The sequence below is a fragment of the Deinococcus sp. Marseille-Q6407 genome, from assembly GCF_946848805.1.
Lineage (GTDB): Bacteria > Deinococcota > Deinococci > Deinococcales > Deinococcaceae > Deinococcus.
On sequence record NZ_CAMPFU010000012.1, the window covers coordinates 1 to 5,610 of the forward strand.

General features: G+C 50.8%; 3 protein-coding genes. 2 read left to right on the top strand and 1 reads right to left on the bottom strand.

All coding sequences use genetic code 11. The features are described from left to right. Window positions 1-1,192 precede the first annotated feature (1,192 nt). Window positions 1,193-2,215 (top strand): hypothetical protein, encoded by a 1,023-nt coding sequence (locus tag OCI36_RS13200; RefSeq protein ID WP_261665542.1) that lies wholly within the window; start codon window positions 1,193-1,195, stop codon window positions 2,213-2,215. Between the two features lie 65 nt (window positions 2,216-2,280). Here OCI36_RS13200 and OCI36_RS13205 read toward each other — a convergent pair. After that, window positions 2,281-3,286 (bottom strand): IS630 family transposase gene (locus OCI36_RS13205; protein WP_261665543.1). Its coding sequence is split into 2 segments (ribosomal slippage): window positions 2,281-2,817 and window positions 2,819-3,286, totalling 1,005 coding nucleotides; the frame shifts between segments, so codons are not numbered across the junction. A 1,110-nt stretch (window positions 3,287-4,396) separates the two neighbouring features. Between OCI36_RS13205 and OCI36_RS13210 the strand changes: the two genes are divergently transcribed. Further along, window positions 4,397-5,419 (top strand): hypothetical protein, encoded by a 1,023-nt coding sequence (locus OCI36_RS13210; RefSeq protein WP_261665542.1) that lies wholly within the window; start codon window positions 4,397-4,399, stop codon window positions 5,417-5,419. Window positions 5,420-5,610: the final 191 nt, after the last annotated feature.

Here is a 5,610-nt window from a genome sequence, read left to right on the forward strand (position 1 = left end):
TGCCTTGCTGCAGCCACTCGGTAGCAGCCAGACGCCGCTCCTCAAGTTGGGCACGAGAATATTGGTTCGGTTGCCATTCCACGGTCCCTAGAGTTTAGCAGCGCATACTTACGCCGTTATCAATAGTTTAAGAGTCATAATAGGTTTTGGAAAATTCTTGCAGTTTTGAAAATCGCTAAATTTTACTCCCTGTGTCCTATACGTTGAGATATGCCCTAGTTAGCCTATGTCTACCTACTATCCATAGGGGGAAGGGGAGAAGGGAGAAGGGGGGGAAAGGGGAAGGAAAGAAGGAAGGAGAGAGAAGGAAGGAGAGAGAAGGGGGAGTTTTCGCCCGCAAAGGAAAATACCCTGGTAAATAATTTTATTAATGCTGAAAGTTCAAGGGGTGTAAATACTCTTGGGAAAGTCTCGCAATAGTTTGTAGTATTTATTCTGATTAAAGCAGGGCTATCTTTGCACCCTTCGCAAACAAGAAGCGCAACATGTGGAAGTAGTTGGGTAACACATAGGTCTAGTCTGCTGCTGTGGTGACGTACTCAGTTAGGTTAAAGGAAGAAATTTAAGTAGCGGCGATTTCGAGCAGTGACAATTTCTTTTCTCCAATCCTATCTTTTACTCTTCTAAAACAGAAGTGTCTTCGCCAGATGACATATCTTTTTATATATGTAGTAGTCTATGTAGTAGTCTCTGTTATGGGTAGAGCAATTTGCACTCTCCGGTTAGAGCAATTTGCACTCTCCGGTTAGAGCAATTTGCACTCTCCGGTTAGAGTAAATTACGCTGACCGGAAAGAGTAAATCGCTCTGTGAAGTCAGGTAGCTTGAATATCCGTTTGGCTGGATTACACCCAATCGGAATAATGCCCGTGAAGCCCCTTGCAGCTCTCTATGCGGGTATTTCCTAGGGTCAACTTTCCTAGCCTTTTCCTAGCCTTTTGGTGGATACTGGACAGCCACAGGGTAAACTCTCGGCAGAGAGAACAGAGCAGTTATAAGTACTCTCTTCCCTAATCAGTCTTAGGGCAGAGAGATTTAGAGCCTGTAATGGATGAATTACATAACATCCCAGTGAGTACCCTGCGAAAGTGTGTATAGTCACAGAGCAATAAAAAAAACCGGATGCGCACAAAAAACGCACACCCAGCCTGAACGCCTGTATCGTAGCGCATCTGGGGAAAGTGCGCTAGACCGTGAATACAATTATTTCCCCTAAACTTACCGCCGCCATTAACGCCGCTCGTTCTGCTGTCCTAAGCAGTGCCCTAGACGGCTCTGTAAGCCACACAGAGACCCCAGCAGACCTGCCCCTAGACTCTCTGCCCCTAGAGACACAGCAGGTTATTTCTCAAGTTTGCCAGCAGGCACAGCAGCCCCAGCAGCCCCAGACCGTGACCATAGACCGGCTGTCTCGATATGCCACAGCAGATGCCATAGCTGCCCTATCAAGACTCTCTAAGGGGGCTAGAAAGCTCTGGGAACTCTTGCACGGTGTAGCAGTCCGGGTGGCCGCTCAAAAGGCGTACAGCCCTGCTGTCTCCCAAGTGACTTTCTCTCTGCCACAGTCCCTAATCGCAGCCGCCCTGGGATACACAGACCGCCATATCAGGAACTTACAGACAGAACTCCATACAGCAGGTCTAGTGGACTCTGGAGCGCTGGCAGCGAAAGTATCAGGGCAGAATCTCTGGGCAAGCACTCTCTGGGCTGTCAAAACCAGCACAGCAGCCACACAGCCCAAAATCCGGCCTGAAGACTGGGGACATGAGTGGCGGAACCTAGAACTCGATTACAAGCGGAAAAACACAGCTCTTGGATTTATTTCCGGTCTAGATAAAGACCTAAAGGGCAGACTAGGGGCAGACCTGCTGGCGGCTATCTCCGTTACTGGCCTGTTCAAACTACATAACTCCGTTACTTATAGAGCGGAAATAAAGCTAGGCAGCGTTCAGGACGCCATTTACAGTCTCTCGATGCTGGCAGACCCTGAGACCCCAGCAGAGCGCCGGAACCTGATTCAACAATTGGCAGGATGGGTCTCTGAAAGTTTGCACGATACGCATTCGTTTAGGTGGTGGTGTGGGCAGCTCTGGCAGCTCAGAACCTGGGCAGACATAGGGGAGATGCAAGCGAAACTGTCTCGACTGCTGGCAGACCTGGCAGAGACGGCCACAGTCAGGAACCCAGCAGCCCTGCTTAATTCCAGAATGGTCTAGAAATTCAAGCAGCTCTGCCCCCTGAAATTCCCAGCTCTTTCCGGGTTAGCTGTCGCATGTCTTGATTATTGATAGCGGCGTAAGTTGGCGTCCATAAGCTGACGGGGCAGGTGAATATAGCGGACCCGCTGCCAGGCGGTGACAAGCCTCTTTTTCAGCGCTCTGATGGAGTGGGCACAAAAGTTCCCCAACACATTGCGCTTGACGTAGGCCCACACCAACTCGATCGGGTTCAACTCTGGAGCATACGGAGGCAGAAAGATCAGAGAGAGGCGTTCGTGGGAACCCACGAACGCCTGGGTCACTTTCGCGTGATGAATTCTCGCATTGTCCAGCACCACGACGATGTTCCCCTGAACTTGGCGCAGGATGTGCCCAAAGAATCGGATGACTTCTCCACTGCGGATCGCTCTGGATGTTGTGTGCTGGAAGAATCGTCCATCTGAAGTGATCGCCCCAATCGTCGAAAGCTTCTCCCAGTTCGCTCTGAGCGTGACCAGGGGCGTGACGCCCCTGGGTGACCACGTTCGCCTTCGCACGCCTTTCAACGAGAATCCGACCTCATCCAGATAGATGATTGTGGCTCCCCCAGCGACCTTTTTTTTCCAACTCCGGGAGCACCTGTTCCCGCCAGGATGCAATCCGAAGTTCGTTCCGCTCAGCAGCCCGCCCATCTGGCATCTGTGGGCTGAACCCCAACTTTCGTAGGATTTTACGGACGTGATCATGGTGGTACCACACCTCGAAGTGCCGCCCGATCAGCTCTGCCACGCGTTTTGTCGTCCAAGTTTCGTCAGGAAACCCATGCTGCAGAGCACCCTCCCGCAGGAGGGTGCGAAGCTGGTCGTGCTGAGACTCAGTCAGCCGAGCAGGACGACCAGAGCTGACCGTCGCTTGCAAGCTTCCCTTCTTTCTGAGCCGAGCACTCCAAGAAGTCACCGTGAGCACGGAGACGCCGAAGTGAGCAGCAATTTCGCGGTGTGTGTGGCTGCCTTGCTGCAGCCACTCGGTAGCAGCCAGACGCCGCTCCTCAAGTTGGGCACGAGAATATTGGTTCGGTTGCCATTCCACGGTCCCTAGAGTTTAGCAGCGCATACTTACGCCGTTATCAATAGTTTAAGAGTCATAATAGGTTTTGGAAAATTCTTGCAGTTTTGAAAATCGCTAAATTTTACTCCCTGTGTCCTATACGTTGAGATATGCCCTAGTTAGCCTATGTCTACCTACTATCCATAGGGGGAAGGGGAGAAGGGAGAAGGGGGGGAAAGGGGAAGGAAAGAAGGAAGGAGAGAGAAGGAAGGAGAGAGAAGGGGGAGTTTTCGCCCGCAAAGGAAAATACCCTGGTAAATAATTTTATTAATGCTGAAAGTTCAAGGGGTGTAAATACTCTTGGGAAAGTCTCGCAATAGTTTGTAGTATTTATTCTGATTAAAGCAGGGCTATCTTTGCACCCTTCGCAAACAAGAAGCGCAACATGTGGAAGTAGTTGGGTAACACATAGGTCTAGTCTGCTGCTGTGGTGACGTACTCAGTTAGGTTAAAGGAAGAAATTTAAGTAGCGGCGATTTCGAGCAGTGACAATTTCTTTTCTCCAATCCTATCTTTTACTCTTCTAAAACAGAAGTGTCTTCGCCAGATGACATATCTTTTTATATATGTAGTAGTCTATGTAGTAGTCTCTGTTATGGGTAGAGCAATTTGCACTCTCCGGTTAGAGCAATTTGCACTCTCCGGTTAGAGCAATTTGCACTCTCCGGTTAGAGTAAATTACGCTGACCGGAAAGAGTAAATCGCTCTGTGAAGTCAGGTAGCTTGAATATCCGTTTGGCTGGATTACACCCAATCGGAATAATGCCCGTGAAGCCCCTTGCAGCTCTCTATGCGGGTATTTCCTAGGGTCAACTTTCCTAGCCTTTTCCTAGCCTTTTGGTGGATACTGGACAGCCACAGGGTAAACTCTCGGCAGAGAGAACAGAGCAGTTATAAGTACTCTCTTCCCTAATCAGTCTTAGGGCAGAGAGATTTAGAGCCTGTAATGGATGAATTACATAACATCCCAGTGAGTACCCTGCGAAAGTGTGTATAGTCACAGAGCAATAAAAAAAACCGGATGCGCACAAAAAACGCACACCCAGCCTGAACGCCTGTATCGTAGCGCATCTGGGGAAAGTGCGCTAGACCGTGAATACAATTATTTCCCCTAAACTTACCGCCGCCATTAACGCCGCTCGTTCTGCTGTCCTAAGCAGTGCCCTAGACGGCTCTGTAAGCCACACAGAGACCCCAGCAGACCTGCCCCTAGACTCTCTGCCCCTAGAGACACAGCAGGTTATTTCTCAAGTTTGCCAGCAGGCACAGCAGCCCCAGCAGCCCCAGACCGTGACCATAGACCGGCTGTCTCGATATGCCACAGCAGATGCCATAGCTGCCCTATCAAGACTCTCTAAGGGGGCTAGAAAGCTCTGGGAACTCTTGCACGGTGTAGCAGTCCGGGTGGCCGCTCAAAAGGCGTACAGCCCTGCTGTCTCCCAAGTGACTTTCTCTCTGCCACAGTCCCTAATCGCAGCCGCCCTGGGATACACAGACCGCCATATCAGGAACTTACAGACAGAACTCCATACAGCAGGTCTAGTGGACTCTGGAGCGCTGGCAGCGAAAGTATCAGGGCAGAATCTCTGGGCAAGCACTCTCTGGGCTGTCAAAACCAGCACAGCAGCCACACAGCCCAAAATCCGGCCTGAAGACTGGGGACATGAGTGGCGGAACCTAGAACTCGATTACAAGCGGAAAAACACAGCTCTTGGATTTATTTCCGGTCTAGATAAAGACCTAAAGGGCAGACTAGGGGCAGACCTGCTGGCGGCTATCTCCGTTACTGGCCTGTTCAAACTACATAACTCCGTTACTTATAGAGCGGAAATAAAGCTAGGCAGCGTTCAGGACGCCATTTACAGTCTCTCGATGCTGGCAGACCCTGAGACCCCAGCAGAGCGCCGGAACCTGATTCAACAATTGGCAGGATGGGTCTCTGAAAGTTTGCACGATACGCATTCGTTTAGGTGGTGGTGTGGGCAGCTCTGGCAGCTCAGAACCTGGGCAGACATAGGGGAGATGCAAGCGAAACTGTCTCGACTGCTGGCAGACCTGGCAGAGACGGCCACAGTCAGGAACCCAGCAGCCCTGCTTAATTCCAGAATGGTCTAGAAATTCAAGCAGCTCTGCCCCCTGAAATTCCCAGCTCTTTCCGGGTTAGCTGTCGCATGTCTTGATTATTGATAGCGGCGTAAGTTGGCGTCCATAAGCTGACGGGGCAGGTGAATATAGCGGACCCGCTGCCAGGCGGTGACAAGCCTCTTTTTCAGCGCTCTGATGGAGTGGGCACAAAAGTTCCCCAA